The sequence below is a fragment of the Burkholderia cepacia complex sp. TUM26381 genome (genome assembly GCF_057439935.1).
Window position 1 is genome coordinate 1448695 of sequence record NZ_CM172006.1, and the last position, 24299, is coordinate 1472993.

Consider the following 24299-nt stretch of genomic DNA (forward strand, 5'->3'; position numbering starts at 1 on the left):
GCGCGTTGACGTAACATTAATTCCTCCCGGGATCGTAAAAAAGATGATTTGGAGGAGTTTTGTTCTCCGCCAGGTGGAAGAATCGAACGCATGGACAAGTGGACGCAGATCGAGTTTTTCGTACAGGTGGCCGAGCTGGGCAGCCTGTCGAAGGCCGCCGAACGGCTCGGCATGTCGAGCGCGGCGGCGAGCCGCTGCCTGAATGCGCTGGAAGAGCGGCTGGGCGCGCGGCTCGTCGAGCGCACCACGCGCCGGCTGTGGCTGACCGACGCGGGGCATGAGTACCACCGGCGGTGCGTCGCGATCCTGACGGAGTTGTCGGAAGCCGATGCGGCCGTCAACCAGGCGAGCGTCAACCCGGCCGGCACGCTGCGCGTGACGGCGTCGGTGTCGTTCGCGTCGATCTACATCGCGCCCGCGCTGCCCGAGTTTCACCGGCGCTATCCGAACCTGAACGTGCAGATCATCGCGGCAAACCGCTACCCGGATTTCATCGAGGCCGGCATCGACGTGGCGATCCGTACGCGCGAGCACGAGGCCGATTCGGGCATCACCGTGCGCAAGCTCGCCGAGACGCGGCGCGTGCTGGCCGCGTCGCCCGGGTATCTGGCAAAGCACGGCGCGCCGGCGACGCCCGATGCGCTGGGCGACCACCGGCTGCTGGTGTACAACCTCGCGAACGATCCGTACGTGCTGCATTTCCGTCACGGCGCGAAGACGCAGTCGGTCACGATCAAGAGCGTGCTCGATGCGAACGAAGGGCAGGTGATCCGTGCGGCGGCGCTCGCCGGGCTCGGCATCCTGATCCAGCCGCTCTACATCGTCCACGACGACATCGTCGCCGGGAAACTCGTGCCCGTGCTCACCGACTGGCAACTGCCGGCGCTCACCGTCAACATCGCGTACCAGAGCCGCCGCCATCAGCCGGCGAAGATCCGTGTCTTCACCGAGTTCCTGATCGAGCGCTTCGAACGCCTCGGGCTCGCGCGCAAATGGAAGGAAGTCGGCCGCTGATCGCAAGCCGGCCCGGCGCTGTCGCGCATTTCTCCGCATGACGGAGAACTGTTCTCCCGATCGTCGTCTTTTTCGCCGCTGTCGTGCGATTTACATTGCGTCTCCCCGGGCCAGCAGCGCCCGGCTCGCGATTACACGATAACAATCCGGTCTGGAGACGACATGAAACATGCATTGCGACGAGTGCCGTTGGCACTCCTGATCGCCGGGGCCATTCACGTGCCGGCGCTGGCCACGGAGGGCGGCCAGATCAGCTATCCGTTCGGCGTCAACACGGTGCTGAACGGGCTGCTGCCGCCGCCCGGCAACACGCAGTACTTCAACTATTCGCTGTATTACTCGGCGAACCGCTTTGCCGGGCCGGACGGCGGCAGCGCGGTGCCGGGGTTCCACCTGAGCGTCGTCGCGGAAACGCCGCGCGTCGTGCATACCTGGGGCGCGGCGTTCGGGCCGTTCTCGCTGTCTAGCAGCGCAATTGTGCCGATCGTGCACCTGCATCTGTCGACGCCGGGCGGCACCGGCAACCGCACGTCGCTCGGCGACGTGATTCTCGAGCCCTTCATGGTCAATTACGCGAATGCGTCGAAGACGTTCTTCGCGTTCTTCTCGCCGTCGTTCGCGGTGCCGAGCGGTGCGTACTCGGTGAACCGGATCGCGAATCCGGGGCTGAACACGTATGCGTTCCTGCCGTATCTCAGCACGACGTGGTTGCCGGGCCGCGACTGGGAGATGTCGACGACCACGCTGGTGGAGCTGAATTCGCCGAACCACGCGACGCGTTACCACTCGGGCGCGGTCGCTGTGCTCGACTACCTGATCGGTTATTCGATCGGCCGGCGCGTGCAAGTGGGCGTGCAGGGCACGTTCCTGAAGCAGTTCACCGACGATACGCAGGACGGCGTGAAGGTCGGCTCCGACGGCTTTCGCGGGCAAACCGTCGCGATCGGTCCGCAGTTGCGCTACATGTGGGGGCCGGCGTCGGGCGTGATCGTGAAGTATCAGCACGAGTTCGCGGTGCGCAACCGGCCGCAGGGCGACAAGCTGTGGGTGCAGTTCAGTTTCCCGTTGTAAGCGCGCGGTGAAGGGGGAAGCTGACAAAACCCTGACGAATCAAGTTGATATAATGTATCATCAGAGGTTTTCGTCGCCGGCGGCTGGCGACGACATCCAACGAAGATCGATACGACGTGACGAAATCCGGAAACCACCCGGCGCGCGGGGAGCGGCACCATGCCGCGCCGCGCCGGAACACGGGCGCCTGGCGTGCATGCGCGGCGCGCAGCTGCACGACGCTGCTGGGCTGTGCAATGGCCACGTCCGGCGTGCTGGCCGCCGAAGCCGCGGCCCCCGCGCCGGACGACCGGCGCGCGCTGCCGGCCATCAACGTCACGGCTTCATCCGCACCGGCCGATCCGCTGACGCAGCCGCTCGAAACGGGCTCGCGGCTCGGGCTGGCAAGCCTCGATACACCCGCGAGCGTCGAAACCGTCACGGCCGACACGATCGAAGCACGCGGCGATCGCACGGTGCTCGATGCGGTCACGCGCACGGCCGGCTTTTCGAGCGCGATGGCGCCCGGCACCGGCGGCACCGCATTGAGCGTGCGCGGCTTCAGCGGGCAGGAATCGGTGATGACGCTGCTCGACGGCGTGCGGCTGATGCCGGCGGCCGGCACGATCACGTTTCCGTTCGATACGTGGTCGGTCGAGCGCATCGAGGTGCTGCGCGGCCCGGCGTCGGTGCTGTACGGCGAAGGGGCGATCGGCGGCGTCGTGAACGTCGTGCCGAAGCGGCCGCAGCGCGAGAGGGAGACGACGCTGCAGGCCGGCGTCGGCCCCGACGGCGCGAAGCGCTTCGGGTTCGATACGACGGGCGCGCTCGGCCCGCGGCTGTCGTACCGCTTTTATGCGAGCGATGCGCGCGCGAACGGGCTGGCCGAACGGGCCGATACGCATACGACGGCAATCGGCGGCGCGCTGAAATTCGACGTGAGCCCGCAGCTCACGCTGACGCTCGACTACGACTACGGCCGCCAGATGCCGGCGACGTACTATGGCGTACCGGCGCCGAACGGCGTGCTCGATCCGTCGCTGCGCAAGCTCAACTACACCGTCGGCGATGCGACGATTTCGTACTATGACCAGTGGACGCGCCTGTCGGCCAGCTACCGGCCCACGGCCGGCGTGACGATCGACAACCAGCTCTACTACCTGACGTCGAACCGCCACTGGCGCAATGCCGAATCGTATGCGCTCGATCCGGCGACGGGACGTGTCACGCGCAGCGACTATCTCGACATCGGCCACCACCAGCGGCAGATCGGCGACCGGCTGAGCGCGCGCTTCGACGGCATGCTGTTCGGCCGCGCGAACCGCTTCGTCATCGGCACGGAGTTCAGCCAGATCACGTTCAGCGGGACCAACAACTCGCCGTACGGCGGCGCATCGACGGTGGCCGCGCACGGCTTCGATCCTGGCGTGTTCACGAGCCCCGATCCGACCGTGCCGCAATTCAGCACGCGGGCGCGACAGGCCGCGGTGTTCGCGGAGAACCGGCTCGAAGTGCTGCCGCGGCTCGCGTGGGTGAGCGGCCTGCGCTACGACCACATCGCGTTCAGCCGCGAGCAGGCGGCGACCGGGGCGGGCTTCGACAAGCGATTCGCGAACGTCGGCTGGCGCACCGGTTTCGTGTTCGAGGTTGCGCCGACGCTCAGCGCATACGCGCAGTACACGACGGGCGCGGAGGGGCTCGGCTCGCTCGTGACGCTGTCGGCATCGCAGGCGAACACCCGGCTCGCGACCGGCGAACAGTGGGAAGCCGGGCTCAAGCAGACGCTGCTCGACGCTCGCGCGTACTGGACGTTCGCCGTGTACGACATCACGAAGCGCAACCTGCTCAGCACCGATCCGTTCAATCCCGCGCTGCGCCAGCAGGTCGGCCGGCAATCGTCGCGCGGCGTCGAGCTGACGGGCGGCGCGCGGCTGCCGCACGGCTGGACGATCGATGCGAACGTCGCGCTGCTGCGTGCGCGCTACGACGCGTTCAACCAGACGGCCGGCGGCGCGACGGTGTCGCGTGCCGGCAACGTGCCGTCCAACGTGCCGCAGCAGACGGCGAACCTGTGGCTCGGCTGGGCATTCGCCGAGCGCTGGCAGGCGAATGCGGGCGTGCGCTACGTCGGCGCGACCTACGGCGACGATGCGAACCGCGTGCAGGTGCCGTCGTATACGGTGTTCGATGCATCGCTGCGCTGGCAGCCGACGTCGCGCACCGAGCTCGCGCTCTACCTGCGCAATCTCGCGAACCGCACGTATGCGGTGACGACGTCGAACGGCGGCGAGCAATGGCTGCTCGGTCCGTCGCGTTCGGCGGAGCTCGTCGCGACGATGCGCTTCTGATGCGGCGCGACGTGCATCCCGTTACCCGCATGCTCGACATCGAGCGCGTGAGCTGGTCGCCCGGCGGTGCGGTCACGGTGCTCGATTCGGTGGCGCTGACCGTTGCCGCCGGCGAGTTCGTCGGGCTGGTCGGTCCGAACGGCAGCGGCAAGACGAGCCTGCTGCGCTGCGTGTTCCGCTACGCCCGGCCCGACGCGGGCCGTGTCGCGCTCGATGCGCAGGACGTGTGGCGCATGCGACCGCGCGCGGTCGCACAGCGCATCGCGGTGCTGCAGCAGGAGGCGCCGGACGATTTCGGGCTGACGGTGGACGAACTGGTCGGCATGGGCCGCACGCCGCACAAGCGGCCGTTCGACGCGGAATCCGCCGACGATCGCCGGATCGTCGAGTCCGCGCTGCACGACGTCGGCCTCGTCGAGCGCCGCGCGCAACGCTTCGCGTCGCTGTCGGGCGGCGAGAAGCAGCGCGCGCTGCTGGCCCGTGCGCTCGCGCAGCAGCCCGAACTGCTGCTGCTCGACGAACCGACCAACCATCTCGACCTGCGTCACCAGCTCGAACTGCTCGCACGCGTGCGCCGCCTCGGCATCGCGACGCTTGCGACGATTCACGACCTCAATCTCGCGGCTGCGTATTGCGACCGGCTCCACGTGCTCGCGCACGGCCGGGTCGTCGCGTCCGGCGTGCCGGACGACGTGCTGACCGAAGCGCTGCTGCGCGACGTGTTCGGCGTCGCCGCGCTCGTCGATCGCCATCCCGTCACGGGCCGGCCGCGCATCACGCCGCTTCATCCGGAATGACCGCCATGCCGTTTCCTTTGTCCTCTGTTGCACGCCGGCTGGTTGCCGCCGCCGTGCTCGGCTGTGCCGCCGCTCGCGCGGGCGCCTATCCCGTCACGGTGCGCAGTTGCGACCGCGACGTGACGTTCGATCGCGCGCCGACGCGCGCGGTGAGCAACGACGTGAACCTGACCGAGATGATGCTCGTGCTCGGCCTGAAGGACCGGCTCGTCGGCTATACGGGCATCGGCGGCTGGAAGACGGGCACCGCACGCGTGCGCGACGCATTGCGCGGGGTGCCCGAGCTGGCGAGCCAGTATCCGTCGCTCGAGGTGCTGGTCGCCGCACGCGCCGACTTCTATCTCGCGGGCTGGAACTACGGGATGCATGTCGGCGGCCCGGTGACGCCCGCGACGCTCGCGCCGTTCGGCATCCGCACGTACGAGCTGACCGAGTCGTGTTCGCACGTGATGAAGCAATCGGCCGCGTCGTTCGACGACGTGTTTCGCGACCTGAACACGCTCGGCCGGATCTTCGGTGTCGATGCGCGTGCCGCGCAGGTGGTCGCCGCGATGCGGACGCGTCTCGCGGCGGTGTCGCGCGCGATCGGGCAGCCTGCGCCGCTGCGCGTGTTCGTCTACGACAGCGGCACCGACAAGCCGATGACGGCAGGCGGGCTCGCGATGCCGACCGCGTTGCTGGCGGCGGCCGGCGCGCGCAACGTGATGGACGACCTGCCGCGCAGCTGGACGCAGGTGAGTTGGGAGAGCGTGGTCGCGCGCGATCCGCAGGTGATCGTGATCGTCGACTATTCGGCCGTGACGGCCGCGCAGAAGCAGCAGTTCCTGCTGAGTCAGCCGGCGCTTGCGCGCGTGGCCGCCATTCGCGACCGGCGCTTCGTCGCGATTCCGTACGATGCGGCGACGCCGGGCCCCGAGAACGTCGCGGCGGTCGAGACGCTCGCGCGCGCACTGTATCCGGCCGCATTCGCCGGGCCGGCGCGATGAGCGTGGGCGGGCGGGTGGCGCGGCCCGGCATGCGCGTGGCGCTGCCGGTGCTGGCCGTGCTGCTGAGCGTGTCGATCGTCGTGTCGGCCGCGTTCGGTCCGGCGCCGGTCGCGATGCCGGATGCGGTGCGGATCGTCGCCATGCACGTCGCGTCGGCATTCGGCGAGGCCGGTGCATTTGCGCCGGGAGCGGGAGACGACAGCATCGTGTGGCTGATCCGGATGCCGCGCGCACTGCTGGCCGCGATCGTCGGCGCGACGCTGGCGGCGGTCGGCGTCGCGTTGCAGGCGGCGACCGCGAACCGGCTGGCCGATCCGCACCTGCTCGGCGTGAGCGCAGGCGCGATGCTCGGCGCCGTCACGGTCACGGTGGTGGTGGGCGCGGCATTCGGCCCGTTCACGTTGTCGGCCGCCGCGTTCGCCGGCGCGCTCGCGGCAACCGCATGCGTCGTCGCGCTCGCGCATCGGGGCGGCCGGCTCGAATCGGACCGGCTGCTGCTCGCGGGCGTGTCGGTGTCGTTCATGATGGCCGCGTTCGGCAACCTGTTGCTGTATCTCGGCGACCAGCGCGCCGCGTCGTCGGTGCTGTTCTGGATGCTCGGCGGCGTCGGGCTCGCGCGCTGGGATCTGCTGCCGGTGCCGGCCGTATGCGCGGCGCTCGCCGGCGGCGCGCTGTACGCACGCCGGCGGGAACTGAATGCGCTGATGTCGGGCGATGTCGCCGCGGCGTCGCTCGGCGTGCCGAGCGCGCGGATGCGGCGCGAGGTGTTCGTCGTCGCATCGTTCGCGACGGGCGCGATGGTCGCGGTGAGTGGCGCGATCGGCTTCGTCGGGCTCGTGACGCCGCATCTGTGCCGTCGCGTCGTCGGCGCCGAGCACGGCCGGCTGCTGCCGGTCGCCGCGCTGACGGGCGCGATCCTGCTCGTGTGGGCCGATGTCGCGGCCCGCACGCTTGCGGCGCCGGAGGATTTGCCGATCGGCATCGTGACCGCGATGTTCGGCAGCCTGTTCTTCGTCGCGTTGCTGCGCCGCCGCTGAGCGGCGCAATCCCGTCAGATCCGGTGGGCGACGGCGGGGCGGCCGCCCGCCGTGCAACTCATCGCGACGGCGTGGCCGTGCGCTTGCCGTCGCCGGGCGTGCCGGCACGTGAATCGATGCTCGCCACGTCGAAGAGGCTGTCCGGCAGTGTCAGCGGGGGCAGCGTGATGACGAAGCGTGCGCCGCCGAGCGGCGAATCCTCGAGCCGCACGTCGCCGCCGTGCACCTGCGCGACGCGCCGCACGATCGCGAGCCCGAGCCCGAAACCGCCGGTCTGCCGGTCGCGGCTGGAGTCGAGCCGCTGGAACGGCTCGAACACGCGCGCGCGTTCGGCGGCTGGAATGCCGGGGCCGTCGTCGTCGACACTGAGCACGAGCGCGCCGGTCGCGTCGCTGGCAGCGGCCAGCACGACCTTGTGCGATGCGTAGCGTGCGCCGTTGCGGATCAGGTTCAGCAGCGCGCGGGCGACGAGCTTCGGGTCGCACACGTGGGTCGCGGGCGCGCCGAGCGCCGAGACGTCGAGCGTGATCCCGCGATCGGCGACGTCGTTCGCGACGTTGCCGGCGACGCTGTCGATCAGCGCATCGACGACGATTTCCATCGGCGCGAGCTCGCTCGCACCCTGTTCGAGCCGGCCGATCGTCAGCAGTTCGGTGACGAGTTCGTCGAGTTCGCGCACGTCGCGCCGCAGTGCATCGCGGCGCTCGCGCATCCGTCCCGTTTCGTCGGGCTCGGCAAGCAGCGCAAGCCCGAATTCGAGCCGTGCGAGCGGCGTCTTCAGCTCATGCGAGATACCGTGCATCATTTCGCGCTGCTGCTTGATCGACGCCTCGATGCGCGCGGCCATGTCGTTGAACTGCTGCGACAGGTCGTAGATGTTCGACTTGCCCGACAGCTTCACGCGCGTCGACAGCGTGCCGGCGCCGAACGTGCGGGCCGCTTCCTGCAGCCTGCGAATGTCGCGCCAGTGATAGTGAATCCACAGCACCACCGCGAACAACGTCGCGAGCGCGAGCAGCATGTACGCATAGATCCGGATGTCGAGGTCCGGCGGCTCGATCGGGCGCGCATGCAGCACCGAGCCGTCCGCGAGCGGCATGTAGTAATCCTTGCCGTTGTAGCTGATCGCGATCCTGCCGGCATCGAGATCGCGCAGCGGCGCGCCGTTCAGTTGCGCGCGCGCGTCGGCCATCGACATGAAGCCGAACCCTTCGTTGCCGTGCAGCGCGAGTTCGCGCAGCGCGAGCGCGCGCTGCGCGCCCGGATGGCGCTCGAGGTAGTCGTTCAGCACGAACGAATAGGTCGTCAGCGAGTCGCGCTGCGCCTGCGCGACCCGCTCGTAGAAGATCCGGTCGAACGCCAGCTGGATGAAGACGATCGATGCGGCGACGCACACGATCACGATGAGGTACAGCCTGATCAACGGGCGCAGCATTTATTCGTCCCACGCGGAAGGGCTGAACAGGTAGCCGCGACCCCAGATCGTCTTGATCTTGTGCGGCTCCGACGACGCGTCCTCGAAGCGGCGGCGCAGCTTCGAGATGCCGGAATCGACCGAGCGGTCGAGCCCGTCGAATTCGATCCCGCGCAACTGCTTCAGGATGTCGTCGCGGCTCAGCACGGTGCCGGCTGCGCGCGCGAGGATCAGCAGCAGGTTGAATTCGGCCGTCTTCAGGTCGACCGGCTCGCCGCGCCACGTGACGGTGCGGTTCGGCGGCGAGATCGTCAGTTCGCCGAACACGAGCGCGTCGGGCGCGGCAACGGGTGTTTCGATCGCGGCCGGCTGCGCGCGGCGCAACAGCGCACGGGCGCGCGCGACGAGCACGCGCGGTTCGAGCGGCTTCGTCACGTAGTCGTCGGCACCCGTCTCGAGGCCCGCAACCTGGTCGTACACGTCCGCGCGTGCGGTCAGGATCAGCACGGGGATATTCGTGAACGCGCGAATGCGCCGGCAGACTTCCATGCCGTCGAGATTCGGCAGCATCAGGTCGAGTATCACGAGGGCCGGCTGGTGCTCGCGCACCGCCGCGACGGCGAGGTCGCCGCGCCGTACGACCGTCACCGCGAATTCGTAGCCGTCGAGGTATTCGCGGACGAGCTGCGCGAGGCGGTCGTCGTCCTCGATCAGCAGCACACGGTATTTGAGCGGATTGTCGTTCATGGTCTCCTCAGGATGCACGCGCCATTTCACACCCGGCAGGCTGTTGCGCGGCGTGGCACGCGAATTCTATCCGGCGTTCCGGAGGCGGGGACAGCGGCACGACAATCTCGAACAATCGAACACAATTGAGCACAGATTCTCCGCAGATTCTGGACAGTCTTGGGGCAGGGCGGCACCTAGACTGCGGGCTCCGTCACTCTTATCTCAATATTGTGCGCCCATTACTTCGCCGCTACCGCTATTGCGTGCCGCTCGCCGGCCTGACCCTCGCCGCCGCCGCCCACGCGGAAAACCAGTATTCGCTGTCGCTCGGCGGCGGTTTCGCACCGCGCTACCAGGGCAGCAACCAGTATCGCGGCGTCGTTGCGCCGTCGTTCTCCGCGAAGTTCGGCAACGGCTTCTTCATCGACGGCACGCAGGGCGCCGGCTATCGGCTGGACCTGCCGCATGGGGTGTTCGTGTCGGCGGCCGTCAGCTACGACGCGGGCCGCGCGGACGAGAACCGCTTCGACCTGCCGGGCTCCGACTACCTGAAGGGCATGGGCCGGATTCCGGGCTCGGTGCTCGTCGGCGTGCGTGCAGGCGTGACGCTTTTCAATGCAGCCGAGCTGAGCGTCACGATCGATTCCCCGGTGACGCACACGTCGCGCGGCGTGTCGGGGCACATGGATCTCGCGGTGCCGGTGTTCAAGACGTCGCAGCACGAGATCGTCGTGACGGGGACCGTGCATGCGGGCTCGGGACGCTACATGCAGACGTTCTACGGCGTGACCGACGCACAGTCGATGACGAGCCGGTTCCGGCCGTATTCGGCGAGCGGCGGAATCGACAGCGCGTCGATGGCGGTCGCGTGGAACTGGACGCTGTCGCAGCACTGGTCGGTGCTCGCGACCGGCGGTGTGACGCGGCTGCTCGGCCGTGCCGGCGACAGCCCGATCGTCCAGTCCCGCAGCAACTACTACGGCATTGCAGGCGTGACCTACACGTTCTGAGCGTGCTGCCGCGGCAGGCGTGACCCGGCGCAATCGCCGTGCATGCGCGGTCGCGCTGCATGGCGTGCGGTAACATGCAGGCGGCTTCGGCAGCAGGCCGAACCCGCGGCTGCGGTGCGCCGAATCGGCGCGGCCGGCGCGCGCGAGGCTGCGGTTGGCCGGCCGGCATCTTCCGGAAACGGCCGGCGGCGCGGAACCGATCATGCATGCAACGCCCGCTCGGCGAGGAACGCCGCACCAGTGTCGCCGGGCGCGAAAGGGAGAAACCGATGAAGAAGACGATCGCGATGATGACGGCGCTGGTTGCGAGCGCAACGTTTGCGGGATGTGCGGACATGAACACGAAAATCTCGAGCGCGGGCGGCACGCCGGCGAATGGCGGGCCGGCGGGCGCGGCGCAAGCCTGCAAGGCGGACGCCGGGCCGGACGATGCGCTGGTCGGCAGGACCGAGGCCGATGCGAAGGCGCAACTGGACGGCTGCCTGTGGCGTGTGCTCGAGCGCGATGGCCAGTCGCTGCCGGGCACGATGGATTACCGGCCGGAGCGCCGCAATCTCGGCATTCGCGGCGGGAAGGTGATCTGGGTGCGGCGCGGGTGACGGCGGCTGCCGGCGTGACGCGCCTGTGCGTATCGTCGCCGGGCACGTGCCGCCCGGCCCCGCGGGTCGTGCGGGGCCGTCGATGAGTGTCAGGGCAGGGGCGCTCGCTTTGGCGCTGACGATGCCGGGCGTGCTCGCCGCGTGCGGTCCGCATGATGGCGAAACGGCGGCGACGCGGCGCACCGTATGCATCACCGGATACAACGAGTACGACCGCAAGCTTCACGAATTCTGGCTCGACAACGAGCACCGGTCGGGATGCTTCGGCAATCCGTCGGCGCGGGATGCGGGCGAGGCCTTCGGCGGCGGTGGCGGGTTCGCCTGCGGCTGCAAGGTCACGCCGGGGCAGCAGGTGAAGCTGTCCTGGCTATTCGCGCAGCCGCTCGACGACATTCAGCGCGGTATCCCGGCCGAGCACAAGACGATCGACGTGACGATTCCACAGCCGGAATCGGCGACGTCGCGTTACCTGCGCGTGTATTTCAGGAACAACGGCACGGCCGAACTGCAGTGGGTGGACGACATGAACGCGCCCGAGCTGCCGCCGACTGCGCAGCAATGATCGCCGCGCGACGCGCGCGATCGACGGCGCGTCACTTCGAGATGTACCACAGTGCGTCCGTGCTGACGCGTGCGGGCTGAGCGGCCGCAGCCGGCGCCTGGACCGGTGCGGGCGGCGGCGTGTTCGACGTGATCGCCGTCGGCAGCGTGGCGGGAAGGTTCGCCGTCGATGGCGAGGCCGCCGTCGTGCCCGACGTCGACGGCGTATTCAGATACCACAGCGCGTCGGCCGACGCCGTGCGTTTCGCCGGCGTACCGGTTGCCGTGTTCGTGGCCGCATTCGTCGCCGTACCGGCGGCCGGCTTCTTCGATGCCGCGGCCGGGGTCGCACCTGCCGTACCGGCCTGCGCGGTCATGCCCGCGGCCGCTGCACTGCGCTGCGCGCGCGCTTCGAACGCGCCGAGCTGGAAGATTAACGTTTGCGCGGGACGCGTCAGGACGGCATACGGAAACTGCAGCTCCCATGACATCAGCACGCGCCCGGCCGACGTCTCGGTGAAGATCGCCGGCACGTGCTTCATGTCGCTGAACTGCACGTAGATCCGCGCACCGTCGTCGAACACCTGGGTCGGCTTGGCCTGGTCGGCGCCCGTGACCGACCAGCCGAAGTTGTACGTGCCGGCCGGACCGGCGGGGCCGCCCTGCGGCGGCGGAGGCGGCGGGGCCGGAGACACCGTGCGCGGGCGCGTGACCGTCGACGCCGGCACGCTCAGGCTCGCGAACGGGTTGTACGCCTGTGCCTGTTGCGGCGGCGTAAAGGAAGGGGGCAGGATAGGCATGGGGGTATCCGGCGAATCCGGCATGGTCCGGATTGCATCATAGACCTTGCGCGCATACGCGAGGCGCTTGTCGGGCGACGCGGAGTTGTACGCGCCGATCGCGTTCCAGTTGGGGCCGAGCTGGCGGATGTTCTGCGACAGGATCCACGCGCCGACATACGCGTTCGTGCACGCATCGAACAGGCTTTCCCGCGTGATGCCCTCGCGCGCGAGCGTCGGCAGCCACGTGCTGTTGATCTGCATCAGCCCGATGTCGACCGTGCCGTTGGTATTCGTGTTGACCGCTTTCGGATTCATCCCCGATTCGACCTGCGCGATGCCGCGCATCAGGCTGACGCTCACGTGCTGGAACGTGGCCGCGTCGTCGAGGCAATCGGCCCGCGCGACACCGTGCAGCGCGCACGACATCGCAATCGTCGAGGCGATTTTCAGTGTTTCGCGGCTGATCGAACAGGTGGTATGACGCGGCATGGCAGGATGGGGCGGAATCCGGCCGCCCGGTGCAAGGAAATTACGCAGACGCGAAGTGTGCCATAGCGAGCAGACAAATGGCTCGCGTCAAACTTTCCTTTGCATTTGCCCGGGCGTTCGTCGCGCCTTTTTATCGCGCCGGATCATGCGGTGCGACGATCTCCGGCCGGTAAAAATGGCCGGTATTTGGCGCGAGCGCCAATACGATGGCGGCGACCGAAACCTGACGCGTTACGTCAGTCGTGGGGTGAAGCCGGCGACGAATCGCGCGAAAGGGAAATCGCCCGGCGGCGATTGGCGCGGTGAACGCACGCGATATAAAAAAACGGCGGCCGAAGCCGCCGTGTGCGCAATGCGGATTCGACCGGCCGCGCGCCGCGCAGCCGGCCGTTCGACATCAGAAGCGGTGACGCAGGCCGAGGTTGACCATCGTCTGCGAACTCGTGCCCGCGTAACCGTACGAGCCGATCGATGCCTGCGCGGCCATCGAGCCGCCCTTGCCGTCGCCGGTCTGGCCGCTCGCGTGCTGATAGGCCGCGGTCAGGTAGACGTCGGTGCGCTTCGACAGGTTGTAGTCGGCGCCGGCCGATACCTGGTGATAGGTCGCCGACGTGTCGCCGCCCGAGCGCGTGTAGCTGTAGCCAACGCCGACGAGCAGCGCATTCGTCGCCTGGTAGTTCACGAAGCCTTGCCCCGTGTTGTAGTGCTCGTTCGAGCCGAACACCGAGCTGGCGTCGCGGCGGTACTGCGCGTTGCTGTAGCCGAGGCCGAACGTGAACGGGCCGGCGACGTACTGGCCCGCGATGCGCGCGATGCCGATCGAGTGGGCGCTCGCATAGCCGTTGTTGATCGGGCCGTCGAAGGTGCCGTCCGACGAGCTGGTCCAGCCGTTGCGCAGGCCGCTCGACGCGGGGCTGTTGGTCGCATGGAAGTAGCCGCCCGCGACGCTGAACGGCCCGTTGTTGTACGACACGGCAGCCGAGTACGACTGCGCGGCGCCGGTGCTGCCGGCAATGCCGCCGAACGAATACATCGCCGAGAACTGCAGGCCCGAATAGACGGCCGACGTGTACTTCACCGCGTTGTCGACGCGGAAGCTGTTGTCGTAGTTGTCGACGTCGCCCGGCGTCGCGAATACGCTGCCCAGATAGTTGTCGGCGGTGATGCCCTGCACGAGATCGACGAGCGGATCGTACTGGCGGCCGAACGTGAGCGTGCCGTAGCGGTCGCTCGTCAGCCCGACGAACGCCTGCCGGCCGAACATGCGGCCGCCCTGGCCTTGCCGGCCGTTGCTCGGGTCGAAGCCGTTCTCGAGCTGGAACAGCGCCTTCAGCCCGCCGCCGAGATCCTCGGTGCCTTTCACGCCCCAGCGGCTGCCGGCCAGGTTGCCTGCGCTGCTGTTGCCGAGCATCCACGCGTTGTCCTTGCCCTGCGCGTGGTTCACATAGGTGATCGACGTGTCGATCACGCCATACAGCGTGACGCTCGACTGCGCATGCGCGACGGGTATCGCCGCGAACGACGCGACGGAAATCAGCGAGAGGGTCGTGCGTTTCATTTCATCTCCTTGCGCATTGGCTTGTGTTCGTGATCCGGAATGGCAGGAGACTACAGAGCCGGAATAAAACGGCAAAAATGAAATTCTCCGGTGTGGTCTGATGCAGACGGAGACGTTCTTCGAAATTCACCATTGAGGGATTTGAATTATTGACGATCGCGTATCAATTGGTTTTCATTTCGCGATTTTCTCAGGGCATTTTGCGTCGCGCGTGATAATTCCGGGTGATTTTCGGGGGAATTGCCGTCGGCGGAATATTGTTATTGATCCGTCAAATCATTATTTAATGAATTGAATTGGCCAGGCTGTAACGAATGTGATAAACGCGCGCCGCGCGCGACCGCCGGCGGCATCGCGTCGTCGTGATCGGTCGCCGCCTCGTGGTCGTCGCGCACCGAAACCCGGGCTGCAAGCTTACTTTTGTATATAATAATCATTCTCATTTACAGAATCGTTGACGCCTGCGCACCCCGGAACCCGGCCATGTCCGCTGACAAGCTGTCTCTCCATCGAGAAATCGACGCCCTCTATGCCGGCCATCACGCGTGGCTGCGCGGCTGGCTGAGCCGGAAGCTCGGTTGCGCGCACCGCGCGGCCGATCTGGCGCACGACACCTTCATGCGCCTGCTTGCACGCGACGAGCCGATCGGCGCCGACGAGCCGCGCGCGTTCCTGACGACGGTCGCGCAGCGCGTGTTGAGCAATCACTGGCGGCGCGAGCAGATCGAGCGTGCGTATCTCGACGTGCTCGCGCAGCGCCCGCAGACGTATGCGCCGTCGCCGGAAGAGCGGGCTGTCGTGCTCGAGACGCTGCTCGAGATCGACCAGCTGCTCGACGGCCTGCCGCTCGCGGCGAAGCGCGCGTTCCTGCTCGCGCAGCTCGACGGGCTCACGCAGGCCGAGATCGCGCGCGAACTCGGCGTGTCGCTCGCGACGGTGAAGCGCTATCTCGTGAAGGCCGGCACGCAGTGTTTCTTCGCGATGGCGGCCTGACCGATGGCCGCCCCGGGAGCGCCGGCGGTCCCGCCGCACGTCGCGCGTCGCGCAGTCGAATGGTGGGTCGACGGGCAGTCCGGCCGTCAGGACGAAGCGTTCGCCGCGGCGCTCGCGCGCTGGCGCGCGGAGGATCCGTCGCACGACGCGGCCTGGCGTCATATCGAAACGATGCAGGGCTGCTTCGGCCGGCTCGCGGCCGGGCTCGACCCGCAGGCCGCGCACGCGGCGCTGCTGCCGCCGCGTGCGAGCCGCCGCCGCGCGGCCGTGAAGGCGCTGGCCGTGCTGCTGTTCGCGGGCGGCGCCGCGTGGATGGCCGAGCCCGCGCGGCGTGCGGCGATCTGGCCGGCCGACCTGCGCACGGCGGTCGGCGAGCGGCGCACGGTGACGCTCGCGGATCGCACGGTCGTCGTGCTCGATACCGACACGGCGCTCGACGTGCGTTTCGACGCCGCAGCGCGCCACCTGCGCCTGCTGCGCGGCACGATCATGGTGACGAGCGGCCACGACGATCGCGTGCCCGCGCGGGCGCTGGTCGTGGCGACCGCGCAAGGCGAGCTGCGGCCGCTCGGCACGCGCTTCGCGGTACGGCAGCGCGACGATGCGACGCGCATCGAGGTATTCGCCGGCGCCGTGCGCGTACAGCCGGCCGACGGTGCGGCTGGCGCGCGCGTGATCGCGGCGGGAGAGGGCGCGGAGTTCACGCGCGACGCGATCGATGCACCGGCGCGGCTCGATCCGTATGCGTCCGCGTGGACGGGCGGCATGCTCGTCGCGTCGCGGATGCGGCTGGCCGATCTCGTCGCCGAGCTCGACCGTTATCGCCGCGGCACCCTGCGCTGCGATGCTGCCGTGGCCGACCTGCGCGTGTCGGGCACCTTTCCGCTCGACAATCCCGCACGCGTGCTCGACACGTTGAAGGCGACGCTGCCGATCGACGTTACCTACCTGACGCGTTACTGGGCGACCGTCGTGCCGGCCCGTTCGTGAGCTCATCGAAAAAAACTTTCGCCGGCCTGAGCTGTTTCTCGATGTTCGCGTGACATGGGTATTGAAAGCAGCACTGGCCCATCGCCCACCGACTCTTCGATCATGGTTTCCATCCGCCTCACGTATCGGCGCCGTCCGGCGCCCGCCCGTCACCTGCCGCGCGCATCGCGCCCGGCCGCGCCGGGCCGTCTTGCATGCCGACTGGCCGGCGCCGTCCTGCTGTCGGCGCTGCTGCCGCTCCCCGCGCTGGCCGACACCGGCGCCGACGCGGCGCCCGCCGCGCAGCCTGCGTCACGCCGCGCGTTCGACATTCCGGCCGGCCAACTCGAAGCGGCGCTGAACCGGTTCGGGCGCGAGGCGGGCATCCTGCTCGCGTTTCCGGCCGAGATGACGGCCGGGCTGACGAGCGGCGGCGTGCGCGGCCGGTTCGACGTCGACGGCGCGTTCGACCGCCTGCTGGCCGGCACGGGGCTCGTCGCGCTGCGCCAGCCCGGCGGCGGTTACACGCTGACGCGCGCCGGCGGTTCGGCGGCCCGGCCCGTGGCGGCGGGCGCCGCGCCGGCCGCCGAGTTGCCGGCGATCGACGTGCGCACCAGCGCGTTGCGCGCCGAAAGCTATCGCGCGCCGAAGGAAGCCGGCGTGCTGCGCTCGGAGATTCCGTTGCTCGACACCGCACAGGCCGTCAACATCGTGCCCGCGCAGGTATTGCGCGACCAGCGGCCGCGCAATCTCGACGACGCGCTCGGCAACGTGAGCGGCATCACGCAGGGCAACACGCTCGCGGGCACGCAGGACACGATCATGAAGCGCGGCTTCGGCGGCAACCGCGACGGCTCGATCATGCAGAACGGCATGCCGCTCGTGCAGGGCCGTGCGTTCAACGCGGCGGTCGACAGCGTCGAGGTGCTGAAGGGGCCGACGTCGCTGCTGTACGGGCTGATGGATCCGGGCGGCATGATCAACGTCGTCACCAAGCAGCCGCAGCTCAAGCGTTACAACGCGATTTCGCTTGGCGCGTCGACGTTCGGGCACGGCAAGAACGGCGGCAGCGTGACGTTCGATTCGACCGGGCCGGTCGGCGATTCGCGACTCGCGTACCGGCTGATCGTCGACCAGTCGAACGAGCAGTACTGGCGCAACTTCGGCGAGAACCGGCAGACCTTCGTCGCGCCGTCGCTCGCATGGTACGGGCGCGATACGCAGGTCGCGGTGTCCTACCAGTACCGCAAGTTCCATTCGCCGTTCGATCGCGGCACCGCGCTCGATCCGCGCACCAATGCGCCGCTCGACATTCCCGCGCGGCGGCGGATCGATGAGCCGTTCAACAACATGGACGGCGAATCGCATCTCGCGCAACTGACCGTCGATCACCAGTTCAACGCGGACTGGAGCGCGCACTTCGGCTACAGCTACAACCGCGAAACCTACGACGCGAACCAGTTGCGCACGACGGGCGTCGATCCGGTGAAGGGCACGATGACGCGCAGCAACGATGCGACGCACGGCTCGCTCAGCACCGACAGCTACGGGATCGGCTACGTGAACGGCAAGCTGACGCTCGCGGGGATGCGGCACGACGTGCAGGTCGGCTTCGATACCGAATACCGCCGCATCTATCGCAAGGACATGCTGCGTCAGGCCGTGAAGACGCCGTTCAGCTATGTCGATCCGGTGTACGGGCTGCTGCCGCCGTCGAGCACGGTGTCCGCGAGCGACAGCGACCAGACCGACACGCTGCACGATGCGTCCGCGTTCTTCCAGGACACCGTTCACCTGACCGACAAGTGGATCGTGTCGGGCGGGATCCGCTACATCACGTACAACCAGGTCGCGGGGCGCGGCCGGCCGTTCAAGGCGAACACCGACCTCAGCGGCTCGAAGTGGCTGCCGCGCGCGGGCATCGTCTACAAGTGGACCGATGCGTTCTCGCTGTACGGCAGCTATTCGCAGTCGCTGAAGCCGTCGTCGTCGATCGCGCCGATGACGGGCTACATCATCGACGGCGCGACGCCGCCCGAGGAAGCGACCGCGTGGGAAGTGGGCGGCAAGCTCGACCTGCCGGGCGGGATGACCGGCACGCTTGCGCTGTTCAACATCGACAAGAAGAACGTGCTCGTGTCGCAGTACAACGACGCGACGAAGCTGACCGACTGGCGCACGTCGGGCAAGGCGCGCTCGCGCGGTGTCGAGCTCGACGTGTCGGGCAAGATCGGCGAACGCGTGAACGTGATCGCGAGCTATGCATACATCGACGCGAAAACGACCGAGGATCCGCTGTATGCGGGCAACCAGCTGTGGAACGTCGCGCGCCACACCGCGTCGCTCGCGGCCGTCTACGACTTCGGCACGGTGACCGGCGGCGACGACCTGCGCATCGGTGCGGCCGCGCGCTATGTCGGCGCACGGCCCGGCGATTCGGCGAACAGCTTCACGCTGCCGTCGTACGTGCTCGCCGACGCGTTCGCGACCTACGACACGCGGATCGGCAAGCAGAAGCTGTCGTTCCAGCTCAACGTGAAGAACCTGTTCAACCGCACCTACTACCCGTCGAGCGCGAACCGTTACTTCGTCGCGATCGGCGACGCGCGACAGGTGTCGCTGCTGACCACACTGCAGTTCTGACCATGCACTTGCCGCGCGGCCGCCATGCCGGCGCGCGGCGTCGGAGAACCCCCTGATGAACCTGAAGATGAAGACCGGCGCCGCGCGCGCCGTTGCCGTTGCCGACGGCGCACGGCGCCGCGCATTGCGCGCGATCGCGGGCTCGGTGCTCGCACTGTCCGCTGGCCTCGGCGCCGGCGTCGCGACGCCCGCGTGCGCCGCCGATGCGCCGCCGGCGGTTACGCGCGTCGCGATGCTCGTGCAGTTGCGCGGCCCGAACCTGAAGGTCGACGAACGCATCAGCCAGCATCTCGGCGAACGCGGCTACGCGGTGCGCCTGATCGACGAGTCGGCCACGCCCGATGCGGCGCGCGACGCCGACGTGATCGTGATCTCGTCGACGGTATCGTCGAAGAACGTGCGGCCCGGCTGGCGCACGCTCGACAAGCCGCTCGTCACCTGGGAAAACGACCTGCTCGACGATCTCGCGATGACGGGCAAGCGGCACGACGTCGACTTCGGCGAAACCGGCAAGGAGCGCTACCTGTGGCTCGTCAATGCGCCGCATCCGATTGCGGCCGGCTTGCCGGCCGGCGCAATCAACGTGTACGGCAAGCAGGCGCCGATGAGCTGGGGCAAGCCGGGGCTCGGCGCGATCACGATCGCGACCGTGTACGGGCAGCCCGACAAGGCCGCGATCTTCGCGTACGAGAAGGGCGCGACGATGGACTACGAAGCACTCGCGCCGGCGCGGCGCGTGATGTTTTTCCTCGACAACGACACGTTCACGAACCTGTCGCCGGCGGGCGTCGCATTGTTCGACGCGGTGCTCGACTGGGCGGCCGGGCGGCGCTGAGCCGCCACGCGCAGGTCAGGCCGGCCGCGGCGGCGCGCCGACCCGCGACGCGTCTTCGATCAGTTGCGCCAGCTGCTGCGCAGGTTCCGACATCGTGCGCCGCGCGCGATGCACGAGCCCGATGTCGCGGTGGAACGTGTGATGCCCGAGGTCGATCGCGCGGACGCCGGCGGGCCAGCGGCGATACACGGCGGTCTGCGGCACGATCGCGACACCCACGCCGTTCTCGACCAGCTTGACGATCGCATCGAGTTCGTCGAGTTCGCAGGTGTCGCGCACCGCGATGTGCATCTTGCGCAGAAAGCGATCGACCTGGCGGCCGCCGAACGACGCGCGGTCGTAGCGGACGAACGGCTCGCTCGCGAGCAGCTCGGCCCAGTCCTTGCCTTTCACGCCGCGCGGCACGATCAGCCGGAACGGTTCCTGCGCGAGCGTCGTCCAGTGCAGGTCGCTCTGCAGCGAAAACGGCGGGCGGATGATCGCAGCCATGTCGATCTCGCCCGCATCGACCCGGTTGACCAGCTCGATCGACAACCCCGGGATCACGCGTGTCCGGCACGCGGGATGCCGGCGATGGAAATCGGCCAGCGCGGCCGGCAGCAGCGCGCTCTGCACCGACGCGATCGCGCCGATCGTCACGCGCACGGCGGCGGGCGAGCCGGGCGCCGTCGAGCTCAGGTTCTCGTACAGGCCGATCAGCGCCTGCGCCTGGTCGAGCACGTGATGACCCATCTCGTTGAGCCGCGCCGACCGGCCTTGCCGGTCGAACAGCGCGAAGCCGAGCTCGGCCTCAAGGCGTTGCATCTGCGCGCTGACGGCCGCCTGCGTGAGCCCGATACGATTGCCGGCGGCGGCGAACGTGCCTTCCCGGGCGACGGCGACGAGGGTTTTCAGCTCGCGGATCATTCATCAATTCCGTTTGTGAATCGCGAAATTATATATTGATTTAATTTTTGCTTGACCTTGTCTACCATGGTGCCGTCCTCGCGCCACGCGAGCGTTCCTTCACGAGGCAACCATGAGTCTTTCCCCGTTTCACCTGGCGATTCCGGTCTACGACCTGCCGGCCGCGCGCGATTTCTACGGCCGCGTGTTCGGGCTGGAAGAGGGGCGTTCGAGCGCGCAGTGGGTCGACTTCGACTTTTACGGGCACCAGCTCGTGATCCACGCGCATCCGAAGACCGCGTCGCAGGAAGGCGCGCACACGAATGCGGTCGACGGGCACGACGTGCCGGTGCCGCATTTCGGGATCGTGCTCGACTGGCCGAGCTGGGAAGCGCTGGCGGAGCGGCTGCGCTCGTTCGGCGTGACCTTCGTGATCGAGCCGTATGTGCGCTTTCAGGGGCAGGTCGGCGAACAGGCGACGATGTTCCTGTTCGATCCGTGCGGCAATGCCCTCGAATTCAAGGCGTTTCGCGACATCGGCCAGCTGTTCGCGAAGTGACCGGCGTGGCCGTCAGCGCCGATTGACGTTGGGTGCGAGAATGCGGCCTCCGGCATGGGCGTGCGCAGGCGCGCCGGCCGACGCCGCGCCGCACGGCATCCGTCCGTGCGCGCCGTTCTCCAAGGAACCCGTATGGACCGTCACATCGCTCCGGTGGAGCTGAAGAAAGCCTACCGTCTCCTCAACCACGGCCCGACCGTGCTCGTGTCGGCCCGTCACGGCGGCGTCGACAACGTGATGGCTGCCGCGTGGGCGTGCGCGCTGGACTTCCTGCCGCCGAAGCTGACGGTCGTGCTCGACAAGTCCGCGAAGACGCGCGAGCTCGTCGAGCGCAGCGGCACGTTCGTGATCCAGGTGCCGACGGCCGCGCAACTGCAGCTCACGCATGCGGTCGGCAGCCACAGCCTCGCGGAGCGGCCCGACAAGCTGCGCGAAGCGGGCGTCACGCTGTTCGACGTCGAAGGGCACGACCTGCCGTTCGTCGCCGGCTGCTCGGGCTGGCTCGCATGCAAGCTGATTCCCGAGCCGCACAACCAGCAGACCTACGACCTGTTCATCGGCGAAGTGGTTGGTGCATGGTCCGATACGCGCGTGTTCCGCGACGGGCACTGGTATTTCGAATCGGCCGATCCCGCGCTGCGCAGCCTGCACTACATCGCGGGCGGCAATTTCTATGCGATCGGCGAATCGCTGCACGTCGATCCGGACGCGCAGTAAGCGCCGGGCGACCGGCCATTCCCCATCAGGGCGCGCGATTCACGCGCGCTTTTTCAATTCCGCGAGCATGGTTTCGGCGAACGCCTGCGCGACGCGCGGCAGCGTGCGCCCGCGTTTCGTGACGAGCGCGATCGGCCGCACGAACGCGGGATCGTCGATCGGCTTCGCGACCAGCTCGGGCTCGGCGCGCACCTCGCGCGCGGTCGCGGGCAGGATCGTCACGCCGAGGCCGCCGCGCACCATCGCGACGGCCGTCATCATGTAGGTCGGTTCGCACGCGATGTCGGGGGTGCAGCCGGCCGCCTCGAGCGCGGCATCGACGACGCTGCGCACGCTGGTGCCTTGCGCGGTGAGCACGAGCGGCACGCCGGCGACGTCGGCGGTGGTGACGCGCCGCTTGCGCGCGAGCGGATGATCCTTCGGGCACACGGCAACGAGCCGGTCGGTGCCCGCATACAGCACCTCCAGCGACGCATCGAACGTGTCGCCGCCGGTCAGCCCGAGATCGGCTTCCTCGTTGCGCACGAGCGCGGTGACGAGACTCGCGACGCCATCGCGGATCTCGAAACCCGCGCGCGGCACGTCGCGCCGGAACGACTGGATCAGCTCGGGCAGCATGCTGGATGCAAAGGTCGGCAGGCACGCGAGCCGCACCGTGCCGCTCGTGCCTTCGCCGAGCGCGCGCGCATCGCGCAGCACGCGCTCCATGTCGTCGAGCGAGCGCTGCAGCAGCGGCAGCAGTTCGCGCCCGGTCTGCGTGAGCGCGACGCTGCGGCTGTTGCGGTCGAACAGGCGCGCGCCGACGATTTCCTCGAGCCGGCGGATCTGCACGGTCAGCGCCGGCTGCGACAGGTGCAGGCGCGCGGCCGCGCGCGTGAAGTTGCCGGCCTGCGCGACGGTGACGAACGCGCGAATGTCGCGAAGATTCAGATCCATAACGGTTCGTGATTGCTGCGATCAAATCATTTCAATTGTGCTATCGCTGCGCCGACCTTACGCTCGTCTCCAACAAAAGACAAGGTAGGAGACACGGATGCTGCCGTTACTCGGGCTTGGCACGATCGTCGTGCTGCTGGCCGCGATTCTGTCGAAGCGGATGTCGCCGCTCGTCGCGCTGATCATCGTGCCGATCGCCGCGTCGCTGATCGGCGGCTTCGGGCTGCACACCAGCAAGTTCGTCATCGACGGGCTGAAGGGTCTCGCGCCCGTCGTCGGGATGTTCGTGTTCGCGATCCTGTATTTCGGGACGATTACGGATGCCGGCACGCTCGACCCGATCATCGACCGGATCCTGCGCGCGGTCGGCACGCGGCCGACGCGCATCGTGATGGGCACGACGCTGCTCGCGCTGCTGATCCACCTCGACGGCTCGGGCGCCGTCTGCTTTCTCGTGACGATTCCGGCCGTGCTGCCGCTGTACGACCGGCTGAAGATGGACCGGCGCGTGCTGGCCGCCGCCGTGTCGATGGCGGCGGGCATCAATTTCCTGCCGTGGACGGGGCCGATGATCCGCGCGTCGGCGTCGCTGCACCTGCCGGTGTCGGCGCTGTTCAATCCGCTGATCCCGGTGCAGGCGATCGGGCTCGCGTTCGTGTTCGGCGTCGCGTACTGGCTCGGGCGGCGCGAGGAGAAGCGGCTCGGCCTGTCGCGCGGCGATGCGTCGATCCCGCTGCCGACACGCGAACTGACGCCCGACGAACTGGCGCTGCGCCGGCCGCATCTGTTCTGGTTCAACCTCGTGCTGACGCTCGTCGTGCTCGGCACGATGGTCGTGATGGGCGAGAAGATCCCGCCCGCGATCATGTTCATGGTCGGGCTGTGCATCGCGCTGATGGTGAATTATCCGGACGTCGACATGCAGCGAAAGCGCATCGACGCGCATGCACGCGCCGCGCTGATGATGGCCGGCATCCTGCTCGCGGCCGGCGTGTTCACGGGGATCATGCAGGGCAGCGGGATGCTGAAGGCGATGGCGCAGGCGGCGGTCGGCTTCGTGCCGCCGTCGATGGCCGGCCACATTCCCGTGGTGCTCGGCCTTGCGTCGATGCCGCTCAGCATGCTGTTCGACCCGGATTCGTTCTACTTCGGCGTACTGCCGGTCATCGCGGAAGTGGCCGGCCAGCTGGGCGTGCCGGCCGTTCAGGTCGGACAGGCCGCGCTGCTCGGCCAGATGACGACCGGGTTCCCGGTCAGTCCGCTGACGCCCGCGACGTTCCTCGTCGTCGGCCTGTGCGGCATCGAGCTGGCCGAGCACCAGAAATTCACGTTTCCGCTGCTGTTCGGCGCGTCGATCGTGATGACGATCGCATGCGTCGTGCTGGGCATCTTTTGATTTTTACCGGCGG

Annotated in this window: 23 protein-coding genes; 16 read left to right on the forward strand and 7 right to left on the reverse strand. The window is 68.3% G+C overall.

The window, feature by feature from the left end; genetic code table 11:
- Positions 1-90: 90 nt before the first annotated feature.
- The 6 genes from ACWMMN_RS06870 to ACWMMN_RS06895 all read left to right on the forward strand — a co-directional run bounded on the left by ACWMMN_RS06870 (position 91) and on the right by ACWMMN_RS06895 (position 7232).
- Positions 91-1014: a LysR family transcriptional regulator gene (locus ACWMMN_RS06870; protein WP_256085811.1), complete on the forward strand. Its 924-nt coding sequence runs from the start codon at positions 91-93 to the stop codon at positions 1012-1014.
- A gap of 162 nt (positions 1015-1176) precedes the next feature.
- A complete protein-coding gene (locus ACWMMN_RS06875; RefSeq protein ID WP_486423135.1) occupies positions 1177-2085 on the forward strand; it encodes a SphA family protein in 909 nt (302 codons plus the stop codon).
- A 236-nt stretch (positions 2086-2321) separates the two neighbouring features.
- The gene (locus ACWMMN_RS06880; RefSeq protein WP_256086039.1) at positions 2322-4412 is read left to right on the forward strand and encodes a TonB-dependent receptor; all 2091 of its coding nucleotides are present in this window, start codon (positions 2322-2324) and stop codon (positions 4410-4412) included.
- Positions 4412-5209: an ABC transporter ATP-binding protein gene (locus ACWMMN_RS06885; protein ID WP_059234926.1), complete on the forward strand. Its 798-nt coding sequence runs from the start codon at positions 4412-4414 to the stop codon at positions 5207-5209. The genes ACWMMN_RS06880 and ACWMMN_RS06885 overlap by 1 nt, the downstream gene beginning before the upstream one ends.
- Positions 5206-6195: an ABC transporter substrate-binding protein gene (locus ACWMMN_RS06890; protein WP_486423136.1), complete on the forward strand. Its 990-nt coding sequence runs from the start codon at positions 5206-5208 to the stop codon at positions 6193-6195. The genes ACWMMN_RS06885 and ACWMMN_RS06890 overlap by 4 nt, the downstream gene beginning before the upstream one ends.
- Positions 6192-7232, forward strand: a complete 1041-nt coding sequence (locus tag ACWMMN_RS06895) for a FecCD family ABC transporter permease (protein ID WP_059234922.1) — start codon at positions 6192-6194, stop codon at positions 7230-7232. The genes ACWMMN_RS06890 and ACWMMN_RS06895 overlap by 4 nt, the downstream gene beginning before the upstream one ends.
- 58 nt (positions 7233-7290) lie before the next feature.
- Here ACWMMN_RS06895 and ACWMMN_RS06900 read toward each other — a convergent pair whose 3' ends face one another.
- Entirely contained in the window at positions 7291-8667 is a 1377-nt protein-coding gene (locus ACWMMN_RS06900; protein WP_059234921.1) for an ATP-binding protein, read from the reverse strand.
- On the reverse strand, positions 8668-9393 hold the full coding sequence (locus ACWMMN_RS06905) for a response regulator (RefSeq protein WP_059234919.1): 726 nt from the start codon (positions 9391-9393) through the stop codon (positions 8668-8670).
- 245 nt (positions 9394-9638) lie between these two features.
- Between ACWMMN_RS06905 and ACWMMN_RS06910 the strand changes: the two genes are divergently transcribed.
- From ACWMMN_RS06910 to ACWMMN_RS06920, 3 genes are all read left to right on the forward strand, one after another.
- Positions 9639-10385 carry a MipA/OmpV family protein gene (locus ACWMMN_RS06910; protein WP_174992113.1) on the forward strand — a complete coding sequence of 249 codons (747 nt, stop codon included), beginning with the start codon at positions 9639-9641 and terminating at the stop codon, positions 10383-10385.
- A 269-nt stretch (positions 10386-10654) separates the two neighbouring features.
- Positions 10655-10984 (forward strand): hypothetical protein, encoded by a 330-nt coding sequence (locus ACWMMN_RS06915; RefSeq protein WP_059236824.1) that lies wholly within the window; start codon positions 10655-10657, stop codon positions 10982-10984.
- Positions 10985-11066: 82 nt separating this feature from the next.
- Positions 11067-11546, forward strand: coding sequence for a hypothetical protein (locus ACWMMN_RS06920; protein WP_486423137.1), 480 nt, complete (start codon positions 11067-11069; stop codon positions 11544-11546).
- Positions 11547-11577: 31 nt separating this feature from the next.
- On the opposite strand, the gene ACWMMN_RS06925 is transcribed toward ACWMMN_RS06920, so the two are convergent.
- From ACWMMN_RS06925 to ACWMMN_RS06935, 3 genes are all read right to left on the reverse strand, one after another.
- Positions 11578-12795 carry a transglycosylase SLT domain-containing protein gene (locus ACWMMN_RS06925; protein ID WP_486423138.1) on the reverse strand — a complete coding sequence of 406 codons (1218 nt, stop codon included), beginning with the start codon at positions 12793-12795 and terminating at the stop codon, positions 11578-11580.
- 397 nt (positions 12796-13192) lie between these two features.
- A complete protein-coding gene (locus tag ACWMMN_RS06930) occupies positions 13193-14353 on the reverse strand; it encodes a porin (RefSeq protein WP_059234912.1) in 1161 nt (386 codons plus the stop codon).
- 260 nt (positions 14354-14613) lie between these two features.
- Positions 14614-14796, reverse strand: a complete 183-nt coding sequence (locus ACWMMN_RS06935) for a hypothetical protein (protein ID WP_486423139.1) — start codon at positions 14794-14796, stop codon at positions 14614-14616.
- Between the two features lie 40 nt (positions 14797-14836).
- Between ACWMMN_RS06935 and ACWMMN_RS06940 the strand changes: the two genes are divergently transcribed.
- Genes ACWMMN_RS06940 through ACWMMN_RS06955 form a run of 4 tightly spaced genes read left to right on the forward strand, consistent with a single transcriptional unit; the run spans position 14837 to position 19793 of the window.
- Entirely contained in the window at positions 14837-15346 is a 510-nt protein-coding gene (locus ACWMMN_RS06940) for a sigma-70 family RNA polymerase sigma factor (RefSeq protein WP_059234910.1), read from the forward strand.
- 3 nt (positions 15347-15349) lie between these two features.
- A complete protein-coding gene (locus ACWMMN_RS06945; RefSeq protein WP_486423140.1) occupies positions 15350-16336 on the forward strand; it encodes a FecR domain-containing protein in 987 nt (328 codons plus the stop codon).
- Between the two features lie 54 nt (positions 16337-16390).
- The gene (locus tag ACWMMN_RS06950) at positions 16391-18958 is read left to right on the forward strand and encodes a TonB-dependent siderophore receptor (protein ID WP_486423141.1); all 2568 of its coding nucleotides are present in this window, start codon (positions 16391-16393) and stop codon (positions 18956-18958) included.
- A 55-nt stretch (positions 18959-19013) separates the two neighbouring features.
- A complete protein-coding gene (locus ACWMMN_RS06955) occupies positions 19014-19793 on the forward strand; it encodes a hypothetical protein (RefSeq protein WP_059234905.1) in 780 nt (259 codons plus the stop codon).
- A 15-nt stretch (positions 19794-19808) separates the two neighbouring features.
- Here the strand turns inward: ACWMMN_RS06955 and ACWMMN_RS06960 are convergent, their stop codons facing one another.
- Positions 19809-20699 (reverse strand): LysR family transcriptional regulator, encoded by an 891-nt coding sequence (locus tag ACWMMN_RS06960; protein ID WP_174992089.1) that lies wholly within the window; start codon positions 20697-20699, stop codon positions 19809-19811.
- A 112-nt stretch (positions 20700-20811) separates the two neighbouring features.
- On the opposite strand from ACWMMN_RS06960, the gene ACWMMN_RS06965 reads away from it, so the two are divergent.
- Together ACWMMN_RS06965 and ACWMMN_RS06970 are read left to right on the forward strand one after the other, a co-directional pair.
- A complete protein-coding gene (locus ACWMMN_RS06965) occupies positions 20812-21237 on the forward strand; it encodes a VOC family protein (RefSeq protein ID WP_059234901.1) in 426 nt (141 codons plus the stop codon).
- A gap of 132 nt (positions 21238-21369) precedes the next feature.
- Complete coding sequence (locus ACWMMN_RS06970; RefSeq protein WP_340624006.1) at positions 21370-21954, forward strand: flavin reductase family protein; 585 nt, start codon at positions 21370-21372, stop codon at positions 21952-21954.
- Between the two features lie 39 nt (positions 21955-21993).
- Here the strand turns inward: ACWMMN_RS06970 and ACWMMN_RS06975 are convergent, their stop codons facing one another.
- Positions 21994-22890 (reverse strand): LysR family transcriptional regulator, encoded by an 897-nt coding sequence (locus tag ACWMMN_RS06975; protein WP_486423142.1) that lies wholly within the window; start codon positions 22888-22890, stop codon positions 21994-21996.
- A 97-nt stretch (positions 22891-22987) separates the two neighbouring features.
- On the opposite strand from ACWMMN_RS06975, the gene ACWMMN_RS06980 reads away from it, so the two are divergent.
- Entirely contained in the window at positions 22988-24286 is a 1299-nt protein-coding gene (locus ACWMMN_RS06980) for a CitMHS family transporter (RefSeq protein ID WP_342704034.1), read from the forward strand.
- Positions 24287-24299: the final 13 nt, after the last annotated feature.